Annotated in this window: 23 protein-coding genes, 3 tRNA genes and 1 riboswitch; of the genes, 17 read left to right on the forward strand and 9 right to left on the reverse strand. The window is 51.9% G+C overall.

The features are described from left to right. Position 1 precedes the first annotated feature (1 nt). Together phnN and Q8K39_RS22010 are read right to left on the reverse strand one after the other, a co-directional pair. Positions 2-1,267, reverse strand: a complete 1,266-nt coding sequence (gene phnN / locus Q8K39_RS22005; RefSeq protein WP_305263328.1) for a phosphonate metabolism protein/1,5-bisphosphokinase (PRPP-forming) PhnN — start codon at positions 1,265-1,267, stop codon at positions 2-4. Next, positions 1,267-2,475, reverse strand: coding sequence for an alpha-D-ribose 1-methylphosphonate 5-triphosphate diphosphatase (locus tag Q8K39_RS22010; RefSeq protein ID WP_305263329.1), 1,209 nt, complete (start codon positions 2,473-2,475; stop codon positions 1,267-1,269). The genes phnN and Q8K39_RS22010 overlap by 1 nt, the downstream gene beginning before the upstream one ends. Positions 2,476-2,593: 118 nt before the next feature. Here Q8K39_RS22010 and phnG point away from each other — a divergent pair, with 118 nt between their 5' ends. The 7 genes from phnG to Q8K39_RS22045 are packed head-to-tail and all read left to right on the forward strand — an operon-like array spanning position 2,594 to position 8,400. Continuing rightward, positions 2,594-3,061 (forward strand): phosphonate C-P lyase system protein PhnG, encoded by a 468-nt coding sequence (phnG, locus tag Q8K39_RS22015; RefSeq protein WP_305263330.1) that lies wholly within the window; start codon positions 2,594-2,596, stop codon positions 3,059-3,061. Beyond that, on the forward strand, positions 3,058-3,705 hold the full coding sequence (gene phnH / locus Q8K39_RS22020; protein ID WP_305263331.1) for a phosphonate C-P lyase system protein PhnH: 648 nt from the start codon (positions 3,058-3,060) through the stop codon (positions 3,703-3,705). The genes phnG and phnH overlap by 4 nt, the downstream gene beginning before the upstream one ends. Continuing rightward, positions 3,696-4,844, forward strand: a complete 1,149-nt coding sequence (locus Q8K39_RS22025) for a carbon-phosphorus lyase complex subunit PhnI (RefSeq protein ID WP_305263332.1) — start codon at positions 3,696-3,698, stop codon at positions 4,842-4,844. The genes phnH and Q8K39_RS22025 overlap by 10 nt, the downstream gene beginning before the upstream one ends. 17 nt (positions 4,845-4,861) lie before the next feature. After that, positions 4,862-5,755: an alpha-D-ribose 1-methylphosphonate 5-phosphate C-P-lyase PhnJ gene (locus tag Q8K39_RS22030; RefSeq protein ID WP_186954038.1), complete on the forward strand. Its 894-nt coding sequence runs from the start codon at positions 4,862-4,864 to the stop codon at positions 5,753-5,755. An 11-nt stretch (positions 5,756-5,766) separates the two neighbouring features. Beyond that, positions 5,767-6,546, forward strand: a complete 780-nt coding sequence (gene phnK, locus Q8K39_RS22035; protein ID WP_186954072.1) for a phosphonate C-P lyase system protein PhnK — start codon at positions 5,767-5,769, stop codon at positions 6,544-6,546. Between the two features lie 7 nt (positions 6,547-6,553). Further along, positions 6,554-7,258: a phosphonate C-P lyase system protein PhnL gene (gene phnL / locus Q8K39_RS22040; RefSeq protein ID WP_305263333.1), complete on the forward strand. Its 705-nt coding sequence runs from the start codon at positions 6,554-6,556 to the stop codon at positions 7,256-7,258. Then, the gene (locus Q8K39_RS22045) at positions 7,255-8,400 is read left to right on the forward strand and encodes an alpha-D-ribose 1-methylphosphonate 5-triphosphate diphosphatase (protein ID WP_305263334.1); all 1,146 of its coding nucleotides are present in this window, start codon (positions 7,255-7,257) and stop codon (positions 8,398-8,400) included. Before phnL ends, Q8K39_RS22045 begins: the two co-directional genes overlap by 4 nt. Before the next feature lie 117 nt (positions 8,401-8,517). On the opposite strand, the gene ttcA is transcribed toward Q8K39_RS22045, so the two are convergent. The 3 genes from ttcA to Q8K39_RS22060 are packed head-to-tail and all read right to left on the reverse strand — an operon-like array spanning position 8,518 to position 10,683. After that, the gene (ttcA, locus tag Q8K39_RS22050) at positions 8,518-9,435 is read right to left on the reverse strand and encodes a tRNA 2-thiocytidine(32) synthetase TtcA (RefSeq protein ID WP_186954073.1); all 918 of its coding nucleotides are present in this window, start codon (positions 9,433-9,435) and stop codon (positions 8,518-8,520) included. A 32-nt stretch (positions 9,436-9,467) separates the two neighbouring features. Then, positions 9,468-9,866, reverse strand: coding sequence for a dihydroneopterin aldolase (locus tag Q8K39_RS22055; RefSeq protein WP_186954041.1), 399 nt, complete (start codon positions 9,864-9,866; stop codon positions 9,468-9,470). 19 nt (positions 9,867-9,885) lie between these two features. After that, positions 9,886-10,683 (reverse strand): SDR family oxidoreductase, encoded by a 798-nt coding sequence (locus tag Q8K39_RS22060; RefSeq protein ID WP_370868666.1) that lies wholly within the window; start codon positions 10,681-10,683, stop codon positions 9,886-9,888. Positions 10,684-10,728: 45 nt separating this feature from the next. Here Q8K39_RS22060 and Q8K39_RS22065 point away from each other — a divergent pair, with 45 nt between their 5' ends. The 5 genes from Q8K39_RS22065 to Q8K39_RS22085 all read left to right on the forward strand — a co-directional run bounded on the left by Q8K39_RS22065 (position 10,729) and on the right by Q8K39_RS22085 (position 16,357). Beyond that, positions 10,729-11,898, forward strand: coding sequence for a class I SAM-dependent methyltransferase (locus Q8K39_RS22065; protein WP_305263335.1), 1,170 nt, complete (start codon positions 10,729-10,731; stop codon positions 11,896-11,898). 61 nt (positions 11,899-11,959) lie between these two features. Further along, complete coding sequence (locus Q8K39_RS22070; RefSeq protein WP_110254951.1) at positions 11,960-12,157, forward strand: DUF2905 domain-containing protein; 198 nt, start codon at positions 11,960-11,962, stop codon at positions 12,155-12,157. A 193-nt stretch (positions 12,158-12,350) separates the two neighbouring features. Then, positions 12,351-13,979 carry a tetratricopeptide repeat-containing response regulator gene (locus tag Q8K39_RS22075; RefSeq protein ID WP_305263336.1) on the forward strand — a complete coding sequence of 543 codons (1,629 nt, stop codon included), beginning with the start codon at positions 12,351-12,353 and terminating at the stop codon, positions 13,977-13,979. Between the two features lie 59 nt (positions 13,980-14,038). Beyond that, a complete protein-coding gene (locus Q8K39_RS22080) occupies positions 14,039-15,601 on the forward strand; it encodes an HDOD domain-containing protein (RefSeq protein ID WP_305263337.1) in 1,563 nt (520 codons plus the stop codon). A gap of 102 nt (positions 15,602-15,703) precedes the next feature. Continuing rightward, positions 15,704-16,357, forward strand: a complete 654-nt coding sequence (locus Q8K39_RS22085; RefSeq protein WP_305263338.1) for a LysE family transporter — start codon at positions 15,704-15,706, stop codon at positions 16,355-16,357. A 51-nt stretch (positions 16,358-16,408) separates the two neighbouring features. Here the strand turns inward: Q8K39_RS22085 and Q8K39_RS22090 are convergent, their stop codons facing one another. Genes Q8K39_RS22090 through Q8K39_RS22100 form a run of 3 tightly spaced genes read right to left on the reverse strand, consistent with a single transcriptional unit; the run spans position 16,409 to position 18,208 of the window. Continuing rightward, positions 16,409-17,212, reverse strand: a complete 804-nt coding sequence (locus Q8K39_RS22090; RefSeq protein ID WP_305263339.1) for a hypothetical protein — start codon at positions 17,210-17,212, stop codon at positions 16,409-16,411. A gap of 6 nt (positions 17,213-17,218) precedes the next feature. Then, positions 17,219-17,581, reverse strand: coding sequence for an ArsC/Spx/MgsR family protein (locus tag Q8K39_RS22095; RefSeq protein ID WP_305263340.1), 363 nt, complete (start codon positions 17,579-17,581; stop codon positions 17,219-17,221). Positions 17,582-17,638: 57 nt separating this feature from the next. After that, positions 17,639-18,208, reverse strand: coding sequence for a TMEM165/GDT1 family protein (locus Q8K39_RS22100; protein ID WP_186954048.1), 570 nt, complete (start codon positions 18,206-18,208; stop codon positions 17,639-17,641). A gap of 92 nt (positions 18,209-18,300) precedes the next feature. After that, positions 18,301-18,429: riboswitch (yybP-ykoY riboswitch) on the reverse strand. A 131-nt stretch (positions 18,430-18,560) separates the two neighbouring features. On the opposite strand from Q8K39_RS22100, the gene Q8K39_RS22105 reads away from it, so the two are divergent. After that, positions 18,561-19,310 (forward strand): MgtC/SapB family protein, encoded by a 750-nt coding sequence (locus Q8K39_RS22105; RefSeq protein WP_186954049.1) that lies wholly within the window; start codon positions 18,561-18,563, stop codon positions 19,308-19,310. 33 nt (positions 19,311-19,343) lie between these two features. Here the strand turns inward: Q8K39_RS22105 and Q8K39_RS22110 are convergent, their stop codons facing one another. Continuing rightward, positions 19,344-19,949, reverse strand: coding sequence for a TetR/AcrR family transcriptional regulator (locus Q8K39_RS22110; protein WP_305263341.1), 606 nt, complete (start codon positions 19,947-19,949; stop codon positions 19,344-19,346). A 278-nt stretch (positions 19,950-20,227) separates the two neighbouring features. Between Q8K39_RS22110 and Q8K39_RS22115 the strand changes: the two genes are divergently transcribed. The 4 genes from Q8K39_RS22115 to Q8K39_RS22130 all read left to right on the forward strand — a co-directional run. Continuing rightward, positions 20,228-20,313 (forward strand) — tRNA-Tyr (locus Q8K39_RS22115). A 48-nt stretch (positions 20,314-20,361) separates the two neighbouring features. After that, a tRNA-Gly gene (locus Q8K39_RS22120) sits at positions 20,362-20,435 on the forward strand. Between the two features lie 33 nt (positions 20,436-20,468). Next, positions 20,469-20,543 (forward strand) — tRNA-Thr (locus Q8K39_RS22125). Between the two features lie 76 nt (positions 20,544-20,619). Further along, positions 20,620-20,757 (forward strand): GTP-binding protein (locus tag Q8K39_RS22130; RefSeq protein WP_253251337.1); only part of this gene is annotated, 138 nt, incomplete at its 3' end.

A 20,757-nucleotide genomic window follows, 5' to 3' on the forward strand; every position in this document is an offset into this window, starting at 1 on the left:
ACTATTCTTTAGTAAATATTTTTAGCAGCTTCTGTCCCGCCACATGTATCGGCCCGCTATTGTCTATGCAGATAATATCATGGTCATCTGGTACAGAAAATTTCAAACCCCGGTCAAGGCGGTTCAACAAGGCTGCACCAGATTCACGCTGGCGTTTTTCCATGCGCTGCCTGATTTGCTCAGGATCAGCCATGATCCAGATGATACGAGCATCAGGGAATAAATGACGTAGTTGTGGCAGGTATTCACGCGAGCCATTGACGATGACATCCTGGCCGCATTTGAGCTTGGCTTCGACAGTCCTGCGTATGCCATAGCATAGGCCATTGGCTTGCCACTGCATGCAAAAATGACCAGCGGCAGCGGCTTGCCAATAAGCTTCCTGATTCATGGCTTCATGCGCTTCACTATCGTGGGCGGGGCGGGTGATCGCTCTTTGCGCAAATTCCAGTGCTGCATTGGCGGGCAGGTTTTCTTTTACCCAGTGCAGCAGGGTATCCTTGCCAGCGCCTGAGGGACCGACGACAAAGTAAAGTTGGCCTGCTGCAGGCAGGGATTTTTGTTGCACTTTGGCCTGGAAAGGGAAACGCATCCAGAAACTCAAAACCGCACCAGGGCGTTCTTCACGGAAGATAGTCAGTGCATCAATGTCCAGTGGGGTATTGTCCAGCAAACGGGAAAAATGCTGCTCAGCCGCCTTGCGCAAGGCATACTGCGCATCGGCATCCACATCCAGCAAATCGTCGCTCAGCGTCAGATGAAAACGGTATTCTTCTTCGGTATAGGGATAACCCCATTGCTGCAAGAGAGCTTCCTGTCTGGCACTCAGCCCCGCATGGCGGCGCTTGGCCAGATAAGCTGCATCAGGCGCGCGGCGTAACAAGTCAAAATAACTGACGCAACGCATGGCCAGCGCATTGATTTCTCCTTCCTGGCCATGCGGACGCAACGCCAGGAAGTCGCCCATCATGCGTACCTGCATTTCCCTGATGCTGATGACAGGCTGGACCTGGGCAAAGGCACTGGCCATCTGTATCAGGTCAGCTTCCTGGAAACCTTCGAGTAAATTGAACGGTGCTTTCAACGTCGCATGAAAACCATAGCGCCTGGCTTCACTGGTGAGTTGGCTGAGCAGAATATCCGGTACACCCGGAATATGGGTTTGCTGTACTTTTCCTGCATGCATGGGGTCGCGGCCCAGCCAGTTGGCACCAGCTTGCCACCACGGGCTATCCGGCGCAGGGGAAAAGTAGAGAGCGTAGCGCATCAGGCTGCCAGCTCCAGGGGCTGCTGATATTGCAGGCGTTGTGGATCGGCGCAGAATACCAGCTTGCCCGCAGCGATGGTGGCAATCAGGCGCGGGCTGCCATCCGCCTGTTTCTCTATCATGATGACGTCGGCGCGTTGCCCTGCTGCTATCTGCCCCCGGTCATGTAAGCCAAGTACGCGCGCTGGGTTCAGCGACACCAGTTGCCAGGCTTGTGCCAGACTGCAGACATCTTCTTGCTCCAGACGGAAAGGCGCGTGCAGCAAGGCAGGATAGTAATAATCCGATGCCAGCGTGTCGCACAGACCACGACGCACAGCATCGCTGGCGGACAAGCCGCCGCAATGGCTGCCACCGAGCAAGACATTCGGCGCACCCATGACTACATGGTTGCCCAGTGCCCTGGCGGCTTGCAATGCTTCTTCAGTCTTGGGGAATTCACTGACATCCACTCCCAGTTCCTGGAAGCGCTCCCGGTCCATGCGGGTTTCATCATCATGCGATGCCATGGCAATGCCGCGCTGACGGCAAGCCGCAGCCAGTTGGCTGATCGCCTGTGCTACTTTGGGTGAGCGTGACTGCGCCTTGTGCAGACGCTCCAGGAATCCGGCAACATCGCAACGCGCACGCTCGGCATAGGCCACCAGTTTTTCTGGTGACGCACTTTTCTTAAGGATGGACGGCAGGTGCTCATTGAAGGCAAAGAAGGCAATCAGACCAGACTCTATCCAGTTCAATGCATCATGCAAGCCATCCAGATGGTGGTTTTCAAAACGCAGATGTATCAGGTGATCGGCATGCACACGGGATTTTTGCGCTGCCACTTGCTCTATCGTGGCAAGGGCTGCTTCACGTCCGCGCAAGCCACCTTCCCACGAAAATGTCAGGCCATGGCAGGCGGTGGTAATACCATTGCTGATGAGCTGCATGTCAGTATCGGCAAAGGCGATATCGTAAGCAAAACTGGTTGCAGGACGCGGCTGTAATTGACGTTCAAAAGCATCGCCATGGATGTCGACCAAGCCTGGTAATACCAGTAAGCCCGTGGCATCAAAAAACTGTTGCTTGCCATTGTGCGTGAAGTTATTGCCGCCGATGCTGGCAATATTCAGACCATGCAGATGTACGCAGTCTTCAGACCAGTCAGCATGACCGTTCTGGTCTTGATGCAGATGCCTGCCACCCTGTATTGTGATATGCGTTTCCATCTTGATCCCCTTGCTCGCGATAGCAAATCATAAGCCCGAAATGTGACTGCAAATTGACATGAAGATTTGCAGATATATGTCATCAAGACTTCATGTAAGCTTGCTGTAATGTGGGGCTATGAATGCTGATCAAACCCTTAACTCTACCCAGCAAGAGCGCGCCCGCTGGATGTCCATACTGGCGAAAGCACCCGCTGCTGAACTCGCTGCCAGCGTGCAGCAATTTGGCGAACTGCCCGCGTATCTATGGTTAAGAAAACCTGAGACCGGTCTCGCCATGGTGCGGGCCAGAACGGGGGGCAGTGGCAGCCAGTTCAACCTCGGTGAAATGTCAGTGACGCGCTGCGCCTTGCGTCTGGCAACGGGAGAAACTGGTGTGGCCTATGTGGCTGGCCGTGACCAGCGTCATGCAGAATGGGCAGCGATTTTTGATGCGTTGATGCAAGGCGAACACGGGCCTGCCGTCGAAACAAATATCATCAAGCCACTGGAAGCATTGTTGCAACAGAAGCGTGAACAATTGCAGGCTGAAGCACAAGCCACCAGGGTGGAATTCATGACCATGGTCAGAGGAGAAGATGCATGACATATTCACCGGATACTAAAGCTTCATCCATGCAGCAACTTTTGCCAGCATGGGAAGACACGGTGCATGATGCGCAGACAGTTTTCCGTAGCTTGTTGAAAGCCCTCTCCGAGCCGGGCTCTATCCAGCGTCTCAGAGTAAACCTGCAAGCACCTGCACCTTTGCATATGGCGACAGCCGCTGCCTGCCTGGCCCTAATGGACTATGAAACCACGGCCTGGCTGGCAGATGAACTTGATAACGATGCAGTGCGCACTTATCTGCGTTTTCATTGCGGCCTGCCGCTGGTCAGTGAAAAATCCGCAGCTAATTTTGCTGTATTGGGCAGATCATTACAGCAACTTGACCTGGAAGCCTTTGCACAGGGCAGCATCACCTATCCAGACAAGTCCGCGACCTTGCTTATGCAAGTCGATGACTTGGCGAATGGCCCTGAGTACCAACTCACAGGTCCAGGCATCAATAACAAGCGCAGTATATATGTCAGCGGCCTGCCGGCTGACTTTGTCAGCAAGTGGCAAGTCAATCATTCCGCCTTCCCGCAAGGTGTGGATGTGATTTTTTGCAGCGGTGACGCGGTACTGGGCTTGCCGCGTACGAGCAAGATCAAAGCGGTGCAGGCTGCGGAGTTGCCATGTACGTAGCCGTCAAAGGTGGTGAAAAAGCCATCGCCCAGTCGTATGAAGCGCTGGCGAAAATGCGTCGCGGAGATACTGCTGTACCAGAACTCAGCATAGCCCAGATACGTGAGCAAATGTCGTTGGCGGTGGCTCGTGTCATGGGTGAAGCTTCGCTATATGACAAAGACCTGGCGGCACTCGCCATCAAGCAAGCCAGTGGTGATTTGATAGAAGCCATCTTCCTGCTGCGCGCCTACCGTACGACCTTGCCGCGCCTGATGGCGACTATGCCAGTGGATACCGCCAATATGCTGATACAAAGACGCATTTCTGCGACCTTCAAGGACGTACCGGGTGGCCAGGTTCTGGGCGCTACTTATGACTATACCCAGCGTCTGCTGGATTTTTCACTGGCTGCGGAATCCATGAGCAGTGCTACTGAGCCGCTTACCCAGGAAAATGCAACAGCAGAAGCCTGTCCCCGCGTGCTCGACTTTTTGAATGCAGAAGGCTTGATAGAGCCTGAACAGATACCTGAAGGTGACCCCGAACCTTTTGACCTGACGCGTGAACCTCTGCAGTTCCCTGCCAGCCGCGCCCTGCGCCTGCAAAGCCTGGCACGCGGTGATGAAGGCTTCCTGCTTGCGCTCGCCTATTCCACCCAGCGCGGTTACGCCCGTAACCATCCCTTTGCAGGTGAGATACGGTATGGCAAGGTCAGTGTGCAAGTTGTCCCTGAAGAGCTGGGTTTTGCCATAGACATCGGTGAGATAGATATCACTGAATGCCAGATGGTGAACCAATTTGTCGGCTCGCAAAACGAAGCGCCGAAATTTACCCGTGGTTATGGCCTGGGCTTTGGTCATTGCGAACGCAAGACCATGGCCATGGGCGTAGTAGATCGCGCCCTGCGCGCGAGCGAATTGAAAGAAGAAATTACGGCACCAGCACAAATGGAAGAATTCGTGCTTTACCATGCCGACAATGTTGAAGCATCCGGCTTTTTACAGCATCTCAAGTTGCCGCATTATGTGGATTTCCAGGCAGAACTCAGTCTCTTGCGTGGCATACGTGCAGCTATCGATGCCAAGGCTGCTGAAACTGGTAAGACTGAAGCTGGTGATGATAAAACTGAGGATCAGTCCGGCAAGAAGGCTGCATGATTATGGAGATGGAAAGCATGGAAGCTCAGGAGTATCAAGAGACCACTGAACAAGCGGCCCCTGCAAGGGCTGCGCCTGAAGCTGGTTATAATTTTGCATATCTTGATGAGCAAACCAAGCGCATGATCAGGCGTGCCATCTTGAAGGCGGTTGCCATACCTGGTTACCAGGTACCTTTCGGTGGCCGTGAAATGCCCTTGCCATATGGTTGGGGGACAGGTGGCATACAAGTTACTGCTGCCATCATAGGCCAGGATGATGTCCTGAAAGTCATCGATCAGGGTTCTGACGACACCACCAATGCGGTCAATATACGCCGCTTCTTCCGTCGCACCACGGGTGTGGCGACGACAGAAAAAACCACCGCTGCAACCATCATACAAACCCGCCACCGCATCCCGGAAACCCCTTTGGCAGAAGGCCAGATCATGGTGTATCAGGTACCCATTCCCGAGCCCCTGCGCTGGCTGGAACCCAGCGAAACCGAGACCCGCAAACACCATGCGATGGCGGACTATGGCCTGATGAGTGTCAAGCTGTATGAGGATATCGCCAGGCTGGGCAAGATAGAAACTGCCTATGATTATCCGGTTATCGTCAATGAGCGCTACCTGATGCGGCCTTCACCGATACCCAAGTTTGATAATCCCAAGATGGATAAGAATCCAGCCTTGCAATTATTTGGTGCCGGTCGTGAAAAACGCATCTATGCCGTGCCGCCTTATACGCCAGTGAAGAGCCTGGACTTTGAAGATTATCCTTTCGAGATAGAACACTGGGATCACCGTTGCGCCATGTGCGATGCGAATGACAGCTTCCTTGACGAAGTCATCGTCGATGATCAGGGGTCTCGCATGTATGTTTGCAGCGATACAGATTATTGTCGCTCCCGCAGGGAAGAACAGGCATGAGAAGTATCAATATGAATAACACTCCGCCGTTGCTACAGGCACGCAATGTCAGCAAATTTTATGGTGGCAAGACTGCTTGTGAGCAAGTCAACCTGAGTCTGTATCCCGGAGAAGTCCTGGGTATAGTCGGTGAATCTGGCTCTGGCAAATCCACGCTGTTGAATTGCCTGGCAGGACAGTTGCAGCCAGAGCAGGGAGAAGTCTTGTTCAATACCCGTGATGAAGGCATAGTGGATTTGTTCACCATCAGCGAAGCGCGCCGCCGCTTGCTGGCGCGTACAGACTGGGGATTTGTTCATCAAAGTGCCAGGGATGGTTTGCGGGTAGAAGTCTCTGCCGGTGCCAATGTCGGTGAACGCCTGATGGCAGTTGGAGCCCGCCATTATGGTCAGATACGTGCAGAAGCGCAGGACTGGTTACACAGGGTGGAAATTGATGCAAATCGCATTGATGACTTGCCACGTGATTTCTCAGGCGGCATGCAACAGCGCTTGCAAATCGCCCGTAACCTTGTGACCAAGCCGCGTCTGATTTTCATGGATGAACCTACTGCCAGTCTCGACGTTTCTGTACAGGCGCGTCTGCTGGACTTATTACGCCAACTGGTATCGCAATTGCAGGTGGCTGCTGTCATCGTCACCCATGACCTGGCGGTGGCACGTTTGCTGGCTCATCGCCTCATGGTCATGCGCCATGGGCAAGTTGTGGAAGAGGGTTTGACCGATCAGGTGCTCGATGATCCGCAACATCCGTACACCCAGTTGCTGGTGTCGTCCGTATTGCAGGCTTGAGGAGCATATGTTGAAACGTATCGTCGTTGAAGGTCTGTCCAAAGACTTTACTCTGCATCTGCAAGGCGGGCAGGAAATGTCTATCCTCTCTAAAATAGATATGCAGGTGGATGCTGGTGAATGCGTGGTCATCCACGCACCATCAGGTGCAGGCAAGAGCACCTTGCTGCGCTGCCTGTATGCCAATTACCGCGCCAGCAGGGGCAGTGTGAATATCTGGCATGAAGGCAATTGGGTCGATGTGCAGTCTGCACCTGCACAACAAGTGCTGGCTGTCAGGCATAGTACCTTGGGCTTTGTGACCCAGTTCCTGCGTGTGATACCACGCATCAGCACACTCGATCTGGTGGCAGAGCCCTTGCTCATGCGCGGCGTGGAAAAGCAGGCAGCGTATGAGCAGGCAGAAGAATTATTGTCGCGCCTGCGCATACCCAAGCGCCTGTGGCAAATCCCGCCTGCAACTTTTTCTGGCGGTGAGCAACAACGCGTGAATATCGCCCGCACCATGATTTGCGATTACCCCATACTCTTGCTTGATGAACCAACCGCTTCGCTGGATGAAGCCAATCGCGCCACTGTCATCGATATGATCAATGGTGCGCGCGAACGCGGTGCTGCTGTCGTCGGTATCTTCCATGATGAAGCTGTGCGCCAGGCGCTGGCAACCAGAATTTTTTCCATCCCCGCAGCGGTTTCCTTGGTGGCAGCATGATGAACAGAATAGAAAACGCTAGGATCGTCCTGGCTGATAAAGTCATTAGCGGTTCGATGCTGGTAGAGCAGGGCAGGATAGCTGATTTGACTGAGGTGGCGCGCGCTTCCAGTACCACTGGAACAGACGACTGGCAAGGCGACTATCTGTTGCCAGGCATGGTAGAGCTACATACCGACAATCTGGAAAAACACCTGATGCCACGCCCCAAAGTGGTCTGGCCTACGCTGCCTGCGATACTTGCGCATGATGCCCAGATCGCTGCGTCCGGCATTACGACCGTGCTCGATGCAATTTCAGTTGGCGATATCGATTCAGACAGCCTGCGCAATGACAGCCTCAATGCGTGCACGCAAGGATTGCGAATGGCGGCAGAATCGGGCATCTTGCGCGCAGATCATTTCCTGCACATGCGCCTGGAGCTGGCAGAAGAAAACCTGCTCGACATGTTCGCGCCTTATCTGTGTGACGATCGCCTGAAGCTGGTTTCCCTGATGGACCATACACCCGGCCAGAGACAGTGGACAGACCTGACGCACTACCGCATCTATGTATCCGGCAAGCGTGGCTGGAGTGAAGAGAAAGTGGATTCCATGCTGGAGCGTCTGCTGGTAAGGCAAGTGGCTTATGCAGCATCCAACCGCCGCGCCATCGTCGCCAGTTGCCGCGCTCTGGACGTGCCTGTACCCCTGGCTACCCATGATGATACTACCGTGGAGCATGTGGTCGAAGGTGTCGATGATGGTGTGACGATATCTGAATTTCCCACCACCGTGGCCGCCGCCAGGGCTGCCCGTGAACAAGGCCTGGGCATCATCATGGGCGCACCGAATATGGTACGTGGTGGTTCACATTCCGGCAATGTATCGGCAGCAGAACTGGCAAGACTGGATTTGCTAGATGTACTGTCTTCAGACTATGTGCCGGCCAGCCTCTTGCATGCGGCTTTCCTCCTGCAAAATGAGGGCTACAGCTTGCCCAAGGCTGTGGCAACCGTGACACGCAATCCTGCGCGCATGATAGGGCTGCATGACAGAGGAGAGATTGCCAAGGGATTGCGGGCTGACTACATGCGTATACGTGTGGTGAGCGGCATACCTGTAGTCATGGGAGTGTGGAAAGCGGGTAACAGGATTGCTTGAATCGCTTAAAACCTAAGACCTCTCACCACAGAGGCACAGAGACACAGAGGAAATTCAGAGAAAAACTGAAATGATTCTGTGTCTCAAGTTTTATGGCGATTAATTTCAAGTATTAAATCAATCCTGATCCAGATGCAGCGAAATCACACCAGTAGCAGGTGTCGCACAAGGCTCGTCATCAAATGCGATATCACCATTCGGATTCGCCTCGCCATCAATTTTCAAATCGGTGAAGTTGAACAAGTTCTTGTCCATCAGATGTGAAGGGGCGACGGTGGATAACGATGCAAAAATATTGTCCACACGTCCAGGGAATTTCTTGTCCCATTCACGCATCAGGCCCTTGATTTGCTTGCGCTGCAAATTTTCTTGCGAACCGCATAAATCGCAGGGGATGATGGGGAAGTTCTTTACTTCGGCATAGCGTTCAGTATCAGCTTCCTTGACATAGGCCAGTGGACGGATGACGATGTGCTTGCCATCGTCGGATTGCAGCTTTGCTGGCATGCCTTTGAGTTTTCCACCAAAGAACATATTCAGGAAAAATGTTTCCAAGATGTCGTCACGGTGATGGCCGAGCGCGATCTTGGTTGCGCCCAGTTCATCGGCCACGCGGTACAAGATGCCACGACGCAGGCGTGAGCACAACGAGCAAGTTGTCTTGCCTTCCGGTATCAGGCGCTTGACGATGCTGTAAGTATCCTGGTTTTCTATATGGTACGGGATGCCCAGTTTTTCCAGATAGGCTGGCAGGATATGGTCTGGAAAGTTAGGTTGTTTCTGGTCCAGATTGACGGCGACGATATCGAAATTGATGGGCGCGCGTTCACGCAGGGTCATCAAGATATCCAACAGGGCATAGCTATCTTTGCCGCCAGAAAGGCAAACCATGACCTTGTCGCCTTCTTCTATCATATTGAAATCACCTATCGCCTGGCCAACCAGGCGGCATAAGCGCTTGTGCAGTTTATTGTTTTCGTAGGTGATTTTTTCCTGTGACTTGACCGTGGCTTTTACTTCAACCGGGGCGTCCATCAATGTATCGTTCAGAGCTTGCATGGTAGTGTTTAAATGTCGGTTTTGATCTTGAATACTTCTACGCCTACGCCTTCGCAATCCGGGTAAACATCAGGTTTCATGGTGGAGATGCGTACAGCGCGCACCTTAGGATGTGCCAGCATGATTTTGGCGACATCATCACACAGGGTTTCTTGCAGATGCACGTGACCCTTGGATATACGCTCTGCTATCGTGCCGCGCATGAAATCATAATCGACGACTTCTTCGAGTTGATCATCCTTGGGAGTCGAAAGCGCCAGAGGGATATACAGGTCCACATTGAATAGCACGCGTTGCTCTCCCTTTTTCTCGAACTCATGCACGCCTATGTTGATGGAGATTTCGTAATTGCGCAAGAACAGGCGGCGGCAGTCTGAGAGTTGGGGGTGGTGCAGAATGGATAACATGATAGTCCTGGGATTAAGGTTAAATAGCTTGGTTTGCAGTTGCCAAAAACATGACATCGCGCTGCAAGGGAATAAGGTGTTGGCCACCATCGACGAGGATGGTGGTGCCGGTCATGGCCGGGCTGTCAGCCAGAAAACAGACGGTGCGGGCAATATCCTCAGGCGTGCTGGAGCGGCCCAGGGGCGTGACCTGATGTGCCTGCTGGAAATCTGCCGTGCTTTGATGGCCGGATTCCATGGTGATGCCGGGAGCTACGCCAACTACGCGCACTTTAGGCGCCAGTGCCTGCGCCAGCGTTGTCGTGGCACATTGCAGCGCGGCTTTGGACAGTGTGTAAGACAAAAAATCGGGATTCAGGTTGTACAGCTTTTGATCAAGCAAGTTAATGAGGCAGGTTTGCTCGCCATCCGCTGTTGCTGCATGCAGGGCCTGCGCCAATATGATGGGCGCAGCCAGGTTTGCATGCATATGCCTGTCCAGGCTGGCATGGCTGAAGCTGTGCACATCATCTTCGGCGAACAGAGAGGCATTGTTGACGATGCAATCTATCTTGCCCATGGCGGCTATTGCGGCGGGTAACAATGCATGCGTTGCCGTTTCATTAGCCAGGTTTGCCTGCAAGGCATGCGCGCGGCGGCCCATCGCCTGGATTTCTGTCACCAGTGTCTGCGCTTCTGCGGCCGAATTGCCATAATGGACAAGAATATCCCAACCCTGCCGCGCCATATGCAGGGCGATATGCCGACCTATGCGTTTGGCGGCACCAGTGATCAGTGCGGTGCGGGGCGTGTACTTATTGTTGTTCATGTCACTCATGGAAATTCTTAACAAGGATTACTGCGTTTTCAATACAATGCGGCTATGCATAAATTATCTCTACCTGCGCCTGGCGATGATGCGCTGGCCGCCTCATCTGCTTTGCAACAACTGATTATCGACGACATCCACCAACATCAGGGCTGGATACCGTTTTCGCGCTACATGGAACTGGCGCTGTATGCGCCTGACCTTGGTTATTACAGCGGTGGTGCCACAAAATTAGGCAAAGACGGTGATTTTACAACCGCACCAGAAATGTCGCCGTTATTTGGTGCCACCCTGGCCAGGCTGGCAAATCAGTTATTCAGTCAAACTGCGGCCGAAGTCATGGAATTCGGTGCAGGCACGGGCAAGCTTGCCCTGGACTTTTTGTCGGAATGTCAATTATCTGGAGTCGCGATAGATCGCTATTTTATCGTGGAATTGTCCGGCGAACTGCGTGCACGTCAGGAAGAATTGCTGAAAGACTTTCCACAAGTGCAATGGTTGCAAAAAATGCCAGATTCTTTTTCAGGTATCGTGCTGGGAAATGAAGTGTTGGATGCCATGCCAGTCGACCTCGTCATCAAGACGGCGGAAGGCTGGCATGAGGTCGGTGTGGCAGTGGTGGATGAGGAAAGCACGCCAAGGCTGCTTTTCCGCGAACAGTCAAAGGCATGCACTCCTGATAAGATCGCGCAAATTCCCGGCGCAGATGAATTGCCAGTAGGTTATTTGACCGAAGTCCATCCTATCGCTGGCGGCTTTATGCAAAGCCTCGCAGCCATGTTGCTCGCCAGTGGCAAGCCAGCAATTGCGATACTGATTGATTACGGTTTTCCGGCATCCGAGTATTATCACCCGCAACGATTGCAAGGAAGCCTGATGTGCCACTATCGTCATCATGCGCATCCTGATCCTTTTTATCTGCCTGGCTTGCAGGACATCACCGCTCATGTTGATTTTACGGCCATGACCAGGGCAGGGCTGGCAGCTGGGCTGGAGCTATTGAACTACACCAGTCAGGCAGGTTTCCTGACTGCTGCAGGCATCGCCGATGTGCTGGCGCGTACTTCGGCAGAACAAGTCATGGACTATCTGCCTAAGGCAAATGCTCTGCAAAAACTGGTTTCGCCCGCCGAAATGGGTGAATTGTTCAAGGTGCTGGTCATGGGCCATGGCATGGAATTGCCTGAAAATTTATTGCGTCTGGACCGCAGTCACCGCTTATGATGACATACAACTTGATGTAAGTTATAGAAATTGCCCAATGGCAATTGAACAGGAGCAAATTTTGTTACGCTGGGTACTAACCATCTTTATCGCCGTCGTGGTGTTTTCCAGCTTGCTGCCTTGGCTGGAAAAGCTGGGCATAGGTCGTTTGCCAGGCGATGTGCGTTTCAAACTGTTTGGTCGCAATTTCTCTTTTCCCTTTGCTTCAACCATACTGATCTCTCTATTTGTCTTGTTGTTAGCAAGGATATTCAAGTAAATGCGTTAAATATGTTAAAGCCTTGCAACATTGTTGCTGCATAGGGGTAAAGTTTCCATATCAATGCGCCGTCACTTTAATATAATGAAATGGTCATTTAAGCCAACTCAGGCTTGATGCGGTTTGCCGGCCCTGGACGACGGGTTGGTGCGCACTACAGCGAGATCAACAATAAATTACGCTAAAGGTTGAAATGAGCGAACTCAGCGATATCAGGGCATTGCTCATTGAACCGCATTCAGGTATGCGGGTCAGTTTGCACAATATGCTGAATCTATGCGGTATTACCAAGATCGAGCATGGTCTGTCGGCCGGTACTGCAGTGCGCGCCATACAAGCCAAGGTATATGATCTGATCTTGTGTGAATATGATCTCGGCATAGGCCAGGACGGCCAGCAACTGCTGGAAGACATGCGTCACCACAAACTGGCCCCCTTGTCCACTATCTTCATTATGGTGACTGCTGAGCGCTCTTACGCGAAGGTCGTCAGTGCGGCCGAACTGGCGCCATCCGATTATTTGTTGAAACCTTTTACTGCCGACATGTTGCTGGAGCGCGTTATCCGCGCCCTGGAAAAACGCAAAGCCTTTGTCGATGTCTATAATTTGATGGAGCAAGGTTCTATCCCTGAAGCCATCATGGCTTGCCACCATGGTGAACGTGATTACCCCAAATATGCGATCGACTTCATGCGCCTGCGCGCTGAACTGCATGTAATACAAGGCGAAGCTGCTGAGGCGGAAGAATTATATAAATATTTATTTGAATTAAAGGCGGTGGCCTGGGCGCGCCTGGGCTTGGCCAAGACGCTCTTCATGCAGGGTAAATATCAGGAGGCAGAAGACATACTGAAGAGCCTGGTAGCCGAAAACAACAAATACATGGATGCCTATGACTGGTTGGCCAAGACCCATGAAATGGTGGGTGAGTTGCCAGAGGCAAAAGAGGTACTTGATGTCGCGGTCAGTGTCTCGCCTCATGCCGTGCGGCGTTTACGCAAACTGGGCAAGATCGCGCTGGAGACGGGAGATATCGAGACAGCTGAGAACGTCTTGAAAAAAGTCGTCAGCAAGGCCAAATTTTCTGAATTCCGCGATCCAGAAGACCATCTGAACCTGGTTGATGCCCTGGTCAAGAAAGGTGATACCGAACAGGCCAAATCAGTCGTGCGCGATCTGGAAAAGAATATGTCCAGTTTGAAGAAAACGGCGGCAGTGCGCGCCATTTCTGCCGCGATGATACATGCCAAGACCGGTGACGCCAGACTGGGTGAAGAACTGGGAAATGCCGTGGCAGCCTCCCGGGAAGACATAGGCTTGTCTACCGATGCCAAGCTGGGCCTGGCAAAAAGCTGTCTTGAAAATGATCAGGAAGATAATGCTTCCGAGATTATTCTGGATGTCATGAAAAACGCCAGCAACCAGCAAGTCATGAACAAGGCCATGGGCGTGTTTGAGAGTGCTGGTAAAGGGCACCTTGGCAAGGAGTTGGCACAGCGCAGCCAGAAAGAAGTCATGGATCTGGTTGCCATGGGTGTGCAAAAAGCCAAGCAAGGTGATTTCCGTGGCTCAGTAGAGCTGATGGCCGCTGCGGCACGCAAATCACCTGACAATCCGCAAGTGGTGTTGAATGCGGCGCTGGCTGCCTTGAAATGTCTGGAGAACATGGGCTGGGATCATGCCACTGGTGAGTTGGCGCGCGGTTTGATTGAGTCTGCCCGTCGCCTTGACCCCATGAATCCACGCCTCAAAGCAATACGTGGCTTGTATGATGAATTGCAGAAAAAGTACGGCATCAATGCCGCCCGTGTTGCCAAGTAAATACTAGAGAGCCAGATTTCAGAATGGTTTTGTTTAGAGAATAGGTAGTTGCATAGACCATGGCCATTCAACCTTCTGTTCATTTAGGCGAACACGCACCGGTGACAGCGCGTGATCTTTTGCTCAAAAAAATCAATGAAGAGAGTAATTTGCCTACTTTGGGCGTGTCGATTACCAAAGTCGTCGAAATTACTTCATCAAGCGAAGATCCGGTCGCCAAGCTGGCGCATTTTGTGTTAGCTGACGTCGCCCTGACGCAAAAAATACTCAGGTTATCGAATACCATTCATTACCGCACCAGTGCGGGCGCACCTGTTACGACCATATCCAGAGCGATATTTTTGCTAGGCTTTAACAGTATCAAGACCAGTGCCATGGCCATGTTGCTGGTTGATTGTTTCAAGGATAAAAGCCATGCCAATAGTGTCAGGCGCGAACTGGTGCAGGCGTTGTGCGCGAGCATAGTTGGACGTGAAATGGCGCAACGCGGGCGTTTCCAGGATGGGGAGGAGGCTGCCGTGGCGGCCTTGTTCAAGAATGTGGGCAAGATCCTGGTGGCATCTTTTGATCACCCTTTGTACACGCGCATACAAGCGATGCTGCAGACTGGGCAAACCACAGCTCAGGATGCCAGCTCCATGCTCCTGGGTTGTAGCTATGAACGCTTTGGTGAAATGGCTTTGCAGGAATGGAAGATACCCGACACCATCATACAATCACTGATCCCTTTGCCTGGTGGTGAATTGAAGAAGGTGAATACCCGTGCTGAGTGGTTGAGGCAAGTAGCAAGTTTCAGCGATGCGCTGGCTTCCATGATCATGAGTGCAGGCACGGGTACTGGTAGTCTCAGTGAAAAAGCCAAACCGCTATTGCTTAAATATGGCAAGGCACTGGATTTTGACCAGGCCATACTCGATGAAATGCTGGTCAAGGTCGAGACAGAGACCAAGCAACTCGCCAAAAGCATGGACATTGCCATGGGCGATATCCATATCGGTGAAGGCGATGCCAATACCACCAATGGTGTGCCGAATGAACTCTTGCTCAAGAATTATGAAGCCAGTGAAATTCAGAACGATGAGCGCCATGCCAGTGGCAAGCCCAAGCATGCGCGTGATCTTTTACTGGCCGGTGTACAGGATGTCACGCAGATGCTGGCATCCGACAGTTTCAAACTGAATGACCTGATCTTGCTGGTGCTGGAAACGCTGTATAGCAGCATGGGATTTCGCTTTGCCACGGTTTGCCTGCGTGATCTGCAAACTGTGCGCTATGTAGCGCGGCTGGCAATAGGTGAAAATTATCAGGAAAGACAAAGAGGCTTTGCCTTCAGCGGCAAGCAAGACCAGCATTTATTTCATCTGGCGATGAGCAATAATGTTGATCTGATGATATCCGACGCCTCTGTCCCCAAGATACAAAACCTGCTACCGGACTGGCACAAGCAATTATTGCCGGATGCACGCAGCTTCATCATCCTGCCGCTGGTCATACAAAAAAAGTCGCTGGGTCTGTTTTATGCTGACCGTGCAGCGAATGCGGAAGAAGGTGTGCCGCCAGATGAAACGGCACTCATCAAAACTCTGAAGAGCCAATTACTGGCCGCCATGATGCGTGGTTAGCCGTATGCGTAGTGTCAGCTAAGTGCTTGTACTGACTGCGTGTATAAGGCATTGGCGTTACAATGCACTGACACTATTAATCATTTCAGCGGGACGAATCTCATGCACTTCACTACCTGGCTTACTTTCTTCTTTGCGGCATGCGTTATCGCGGTATCTCCTGGCTCAGGTGCAGTGTTATCGATGTCGCATGGCTTGAACTATGGTGTCAAAAAAGCCAGTGGTACTATCATGGGGCTGCAAGCAGGCTTGTTGTTGATACTGGCAATTGCCGGTGCTGGTGTCGGTTCCATCCTGATGGCTTCAGAGTTCGCGTTCAGCGTTGTCAAAACTATAGGTGCGCTCTATCTGATCTATCTGGGTATTAGTCAATGGCGTGCAAAAAATGATGTGCCAGTTGCCGGCAATGCAGTTGGTGACCGCGTGGCTAACACCCAGGTGCCAGCCCTGTCCAGGCGTTTTTTGACTGGCTTCCTGACGAATGCAACCAACCCTAAAGGCATTATCTTCATGGTCGCTGTATTGCCGCAATTCATCTCGCATGATGCACCGCTCTTGCCCCAGCTATTGATACTGGGTGTGACCATGTGTGCGATTGACCTGGTAGTCATGCATGGCTATGCCTTTGCCGCCTCCATCATGCAGCGTTACTTCCGCGACCCCAAATGGCTGAAAAGCCAGAACCGCTTCTTTGGCGGGATACTGATGGCGATAGGTGCGGCCCTGTTCTTTGTCAAGCGCAGCCCTTCCAATTAAAAAAACCGCCGTTGAATGAAATCACGGCGGCTTTTTTTATCCATTGTTTTTTCAAGCCAAAGGGATTTGCTGTTTCTTGGCCAGGGCGTCGATGTCTTGCCAGATCGTCATTTGATTCAGCAGACGTGTTGCCGGATCCAGCATGGGATTCAGGTTGAAGAAGCGCTCCAGGGCAGTTTCATCAAAGCTGCTATGCTGGGAAAAATTGATACGTCCATACTGCTTGCGGAATGCATGCAATAAATCGGCTGGCGTATCCTTGTGCCAGGATTGCATGAGGCCACCCACCATCAATGCGGTATCGGTGGTCTGTTCCAGCGAACGTGGGCTGCGAGAACTGGCAACATCGCGATAGTCCAGCAGGCGCGGGAAGTATAACTTCTTGATCCATACAGCGGGTATGCCGCCTTCACGCATGAGTGCGCCGCTACGCCACAGCTTCCAGCTTTTTTCGGCTTCGTTATCGGATACAAAGTGCGTGTCGGCCTTCAGTACGCAATCTTCACCCAGTTCAATTTCCAGTATCACGGGCAAGCCAGCCTCTAAGGCGATGTTTTCCAGTTCCGGCATTTGTGGTTTTTCACCCAACTGGCTTTGCAGGGCATTGACAAATTCTCCCAGCACTTGCTGGTGTTCCTGGTGCAGGCTGCTGGTGGCCTTGCAGAATGCCGCACAGGCGGCAAAATAGGCCATCAGTTCTCCCACCATGATGCCGCTTGCAGGCAGGCTCTCTTCTTCCTGAAATCCCTGGCGTGGCATGTCTGCCGCCAGGCCATGACGCAGGATGGGATACAACTGGGTGGAAATGCAACCAAATTTGACGTGGCTGCCAGCGGCGAGCTTAAATTCTGACATGGCGGCTCAGGCTTTCTTGAATAGAGTGAGGACGTGTTCCGGCGGACGTCCTATTGCCGCTTTATTTTGGTAAGTGACTATTGGCCTTTGCAATAAATGCGGGTGAGAGACGATGGCTGAAAAGACTGTTGTGATATCAGCCTTAGCCAGGTGCAGGCTGGCATATTCAACTTCATTATTGCGCAGCATGACCTGTATATCATCTGTGCCAAGTGCTTCCCACAGCTTGTGCAATTCATTAACATGCAAAGGTGTTTTTTGATAATCAATCACTTGCAGGGCCAGTTGAGCGTTGCCCGCATGCGCCTGCACCAGTGCCAGGGTTTCGCGCGATTTCGAGCAGTGTGGATTGTGGTAAATCGTAATCATCTATCTATCATCATTCTATGGTGCTGCCGTGTCAACACGGCATATTTAAATCAGGGTTCAAAATTTGAGTTCCATGCCTAGTAAAACCAGCACGCCCAGTACCGCAAAAACTGCTGCAGCACACCAGCGTACGTACTTGAAAGGAAAATTCGGTGCGGCAATCTTGCCCAGAAATACTGCAGGCACATCGGCAATCAACATACCTAGCGTAGTTCCGGCAATTACCATTGTCAGGTCAGAATATTTTGCTGCCAGTGCCACCGTCGCCAACTGGGTTTTATCGCCAATTTCAGCGATGAAAAAGGTCACGCAAGTCAGCATGAAAACGCCGTAGCGGCTTTCATTGATACCGCCATCATCCATTTCATCCGGTTTCAGCGTCCAGGCAGCAATTGCTAAAAAAGACAGGCCCAGCAGATAGCGCATGACCGTGCCGTCTACATGCGTGGCGACCAGTTGGCCCAACAAACCAGCCAGGGTATGGTTGGCCAGTGTGGCGACCAGGATACCCAACACGATAGGGCCAGGCTTTTTATAACGGGCAGCCAATAGTAGTGCAAGCAATTGAGTTTTATCACCAATTTCACCAACGGTGACAGCGAGGACAGAGACGAGGAATGCTTCCATGAGAAAAGGCGGGATGGGGAAATGTGTCCGATGACAGTTACATCCCGCCCCATCCCTGGTCAGCGGAAACATAACTATCAAAGGTCTTGCCCAATACAGTCAGCGCACATTATTAATGTACTTGCTAAGCTCTGTATCAAACGCACCATGACCAGTTGGCCAAGTATGTTGATGCGTTTTCCCCGAAAAACCGGAGCAGGCTACTCCCCAATGAAAGAGAAGCGCCATTATAACGCATAGCCACCCTGAGATCAGCTTTGATTGATTTGACGATGTTTTACTGGCCCGAAAGATACCTGCTTGCTACACTGAAATGCACAGGAATATCATTTAGCCAATTTGAGGCAAACTGATGACGGCAACTTTATCCAGCTATTTCATGAATTTTTGGTCAGTGGCTGAATTGCATGCGAATGCAATCATCTTTCTGAATCTGGCCGGCGCCATGTTGCTGGGTTTTGTGGTTGGCTACGAACGCTCTTATCATGGCCGCGCTGCTGGCATGCGCACCTATGGCCTGGTGTGCATGGCCTCTGCTGCCCTGGTGGTGATTTCAGGTTACCCTGATTTCTGGTTTGGTTCGCGCGCACTCAATCCTGTCAGTCTCGATCCTTCGCGCACCATACAGGGCATAGTCACCGGCATAGGTTTCCTTGGCGCAGGTGTCATCATGCGTGAAGGTTTTACCATTAGCGGTTTGACGACAGCCGCCTCATTGTGGGCTTCTTCCGCGATAGGTGTGATGGTCGGTGTCGGCTTTTATGCGGCAGCCATTTTACTGGCATTTTTATCGGCAGCATGCATGATCTGGGTATCCAGGCTGGAGTCCTGGTTGCCATCGCGGCCCGCAGTAGCGATCACCATGCAATTCAAGCAAGGATACATACCCAGAGAAGATGCCCTGCGTAAAATGGCTTTGGAGCGCGGCTATGAAATTGCTACTGGCACCTTGAACATCAGTTGCCGCGACGGACGCGCTGAATGGCGTTTTGTTGCCGTTGGACTGAGCCGCAAGCTGGCAACACGCATCAGTGAATTGTCACTGGAACTGGGTGCGTTTGAAGGGATGGAGTTTTATCAGATTGCACATGCGAGAAACTGAATCCTGAGCAAGCAGCCCATAGATCAGGGCAGTTTAACTCCCCTGTGTTTCTGATGTGCTGACAGGTACTCCCAGCATGCCCTGCATGAAAATCTGCGTCACCAGGATGGCAAAGTCTGCATAAGAAATTTTGTCGGCCTCCTGATGCGGTTTTAGCCAGGTAAAAGTCCAGTTAATCATGCCAAATAGCAGCATGGTGATGGCACTGCGGTTATGTGCCGTGGTGCGCTCAGGGAAGCTGCGCTGTATTGCTGCGGCAAACAAGTCGACGATTTTTCTCTGTGCATCGAGGATCAGCTTGCGTTGCGGCGCTTCCAGGAACTTGACATCATTCAGCAAGGCGATATGTCGGGTTTGGGAGTGTTCATACTCAGCCAGGAAAGCGGCGATCAGGGCAGGTAAATCCTGATGACTTTCTGCCAGGGCGATCAAGACTCTGGTATAACGGTCCAGCAAATCGAACAAGATCGCCTCTTTGCTGGGGTAGTAGTGGTACAGTCTGGCCTTGGAAGTGCCACAGGTTTGCGCCAGCAAACTCATGGAAGTGCCAGGATAGCTATGATTGGCAAAAGCCGTGGCTGCCTTTTCCAGGATATCGTCGCGTTGTAGTTGATGATTGGATGCGAGGGTGCGGGCCATGGTGAGAATTTTCGATATGTTGCCAGCATCATAGCTTGATCTGAAGGGTGATGACACTTATGACGAAAATTACAACAATGCCTCAAATGGCTGCGTGAATTCATCTCCACAAAAATGAAAAACAAAATGGTATGTATTAAAAATATCATTTTATTAATTTCAAATAAAATCAAATACTTAGCCTGATTTTTGAGGCTTTCCTTTTCCACATTGAGAAGGAGTTTGCAAATAGGTGTTGACAGATGGGGGAAGTATCTCCATAATCCGGGGTTCCCTGCGGAGAGGTGGCCGAGTGGTTAAAGGCGACAGACTGTAAATCTGTTCTCTTACGAGTACGCTGGTTCGAATCCAGCCCTCTCCACCACAGGTAAAGAATTGAATTAAGAAATTAGCGGCTGAAGTGGTGGCCTTTGCGGGTGTAGCTCAATGGTAGAGCTGAAGCCTTCCAAGCTTATGACGAGGGTTCGATTCCCTTCACCCGCTCCAGTTTTACTTGCGCGGGGTTTTGCGCAGCAAGCTGCCCTTGTAGCTCAGTGGTAGAGCACTCCCTTGGTAAGGGAGAGGCCACGTGTTCAATCCACGTCAAGGGCACCATTTAGTCTGGTGTTTTCAAGTCTGATTTGTCGGGCGCGTGCCTGAGCATTCTCATCAAAATCGTTAGGAGTCCAAAATGGCAAAAGGTAAGTTCGAGCGCACCAAGCCGCACGTAAACGTTGGCACAATTGGTCACGTTGATCACGGCAAAACCACACTGACAGCAGCGATTGCAACAGTCCTGTCGAAGAAATTCGGCGGCGAAGCTAAAGCA

This window comes from Undibacterium sp., assembly GCF_030683615.1.
Classification (GTDB): Bacteria; Pseudomonadota; Gammaproteobacteria; order Burkholderiales; family Burkholderiaceae_D; genus Undibacterium; species Undibacterium umbellatum.

What these genes read in the sequence shown, in the direction of transcription:
- phnN (WP_305263328.1), bottom strand. Translation starts at nt 1,267, where the DNA reads ATGCGCTACGCTCTCTACTTTTCCCCTGCGCCGGATAGCCCGTGGTGG.
- Q8K39_RS22010 (WP_305263329.1), bottom strand. Translation starts at nt 2,475, where the DNA reads ATGGAAACGCATATCACAATACAGGGTGGCAGGCATCTGCATCAAGAC.
- phnG (WP_305263330.1), top strand. Translation starts at nt 2,594, where the DNA reads ATGAATGCTGATCAAACCCTTAACTCTACCCAGCAAGAGCGCGCCCGC.
- phnH (WP_305263331.1), top strand. Translation starts at nt 3,058, where the DNA reads ATGACATATTCACCGGATACTAAAGCTTCATCCATGCAGCAACTTTTG.
- Q8K39_RS22025 (WP_305263332.1), top strand. Translation starts at nt 3,696, where the DNA reads ATGTACGTAGCCGTCAAAGGTGGTGAAAAAGCCATCGCCCAGTCGTAT.
- Q8K39_RS22030 (WP_186954038.1), top strand. Translation starts at nt 4,862, where the DNA reads ATGGAAGCTCAGGAGTATCAAGAGACCACTGAACAAGCGGCCCCTGCA.
- phnK (WP_186954072.1), top strand. Translation starts at nt 5,767, where the DNA reads ATGAATAACACTCCGCCGTTGCTACAGGCACGCAATGTCAGCAAATTT.
- phnL (WP_305263333.1), top strand. Translation starts at nt 6,554, where the DNA reads ATGTTGAAACGTATCGTCGTTGAAGGTCTGTCCAAAGACTTTACTCTG.
- Q8K39_RS22045 (WP_305263334.1), top strand. Translation starts at nt 7,255, where the DNA reads ATGATGAACAGAATAGAAAACGCTAGGATCGTCCTGGCTGATAAAGTC.
- ttcA (WP_186954073.1), bottom strand. Translation starts at nt 9,435, where the DNA reads ATGGACGCCCCGGTTGAAGTAAAAGCCACGGTCAAGTCACAGGAAAAA.
- Q8K39_RS22055 (WP_186954041.1), bottom strand. Translation starts at nt 9,866, where the DNA reads ATGTTATCCATTCTGCACCACCCCCAACTCTCAGACTGCCGCCGCCTG.
- Q8K39_RS22060 (WP_370868666.1), bottom strand. Translation starts at nt 10,683, where the DNA reads ATGAGTGACATGAACAACAATAAGTACACGCCCCGCACCGCACTGATC.
- Q8K39_RS22065 (WP_305263335.1), top strand. Translation starts at nt 10,729, where the DNA reads ATGCATAAATTATCTCTACCTGCGCCTGGCGATGATGCGCTGGCCGCC.
- Q8K39_RS22075 (WP_305263336.1), top strand. Translation starts at nt 12,351, where the DNA reads ATGAGCGAACTCAGCGATATCAGGGCATTGCTCATTGAACCGCATTCA.
- Q8K39_RS22080 (WP_305263337.1), top strand. Translation starts at nt 14,039, where the DNA reads ATGGCCATTCAACCTTCTGTTCATTTAGGCGAACACGCACCGGTGACA.
- Q8K39_RS22085 (WP_305263338.1), top strand. Translation starts at nt 15,704, where the DNA reads ATGCACTTCACTACCTGGCTTACTTTCTTCTTTGCGGCATGCGTTATC.
- Q8K39_RS22090 (WP_305263339.1), bottom strand. Translation starts at nt 17,212, where the DNA reads ATGTCAGAATTTAAGCTCGCCGCTGGCAGCCACGTCAAATTTGGTTGC.
- Q8K39_RS22095 (WP_305263340.1), bottom strand. Translation starts at nt 17,581, where the DNA reads ATGATTACGATTTACCACAATCCACACTGCTCGAAATCGCGCGAAACC.
- Q8K39_RS22100 (WP_186954048.1), bottom strand. Translation starts at nt 18,208, where the DNA reads ATGGAAGCATTCCTCGTCTCTGTCCTCGCTGTCACCGTTGGTGAAATT.
- Q8K39_RS22105 (WP_186954049.1), top strand. Translation starts at nt 18,561, where the DNA reads ATGACGGCAACTTTATCCAGCTATTTCATGAATTTTTGGTCAGTGGCT.
- Q8K39_RS22110 (WP_305263341.1), bottom strand. Translation starts at nt 19,949, where the DNA reads ATGGCCCGCACCCTCGCATCCAATCATCAACTACAACGCGACGATATC.